Here is a 535-nt window from a genome sequence, read left to right as displayed (position 1 = left end):
GAATAGCTGATGGATCCCCTGTTCCCGCGGGTAGTCCGTGCGTGTCTCGTTCCAGTCATACAGCACCTGACGGCGTTGAGCATCGGACAGCAGCGGCAGCCGGGCGATTTCCTGCGCCGCATCCCGCACCATCGCCCGCAGCAAACGCTGCAGATAACCGACATAACGCTCCACCGTCTTCCGGTCGAACAGGCTGCTGGCATACTCGATACTGCCCTCAATCCGATCGCCTACCGCCTCTAGCGCCAACAATAGATCGAACTTGGCCGTTACCTGACTGGTGGTAAAAGGTGTAGCTCGCACTCCTTGCAGCGCCAAAGCCGGCCCATTATCTTCCTGCCAGGCCAGCATGGTCTGGAACAGCGGGCTGTGCGCCAGACTCCGCACCGGATTCAGCGCCTCCACCAGCTGTTCGAACGGCAGATCCTGATGCGCCTGCGCCGCCAGCGTGGTCGCTTTTACCTGCGCCAGCAACTCGCCCACCGTCGCGCCGTCCGCTATCCGGCAGCGCAGCACCAGCGTATTGACGAACAGG

Annotated in this window: 1 protein-coding gene; it reads right to left on the bottom strand. The window is 62.1% G+C overall.

Translation table 11 applies throughout. The features are described 5' to 3' along the window. On the bottom strand, nt 1–535 hold a 535-nt coding region (locus tag KP22_RS21080; protein ID WP_039326373.1), incomplete at both ends, for a condensation domain-containing protein.

Origin of the sequence: Pectobacterium betavasculorum, assembly GCF_000749845.1 — a bacterium.
Lineage (GTDB): Bacteria > Pseudomonadota > Gammaproteobacteria > Enterobacterales > Enterobacteriaceae > Pectobacterium > Pectobacterium betavasculorum.
This window is presented reverse-complemented; position numbering and strand designations above follow the sequence as displayed.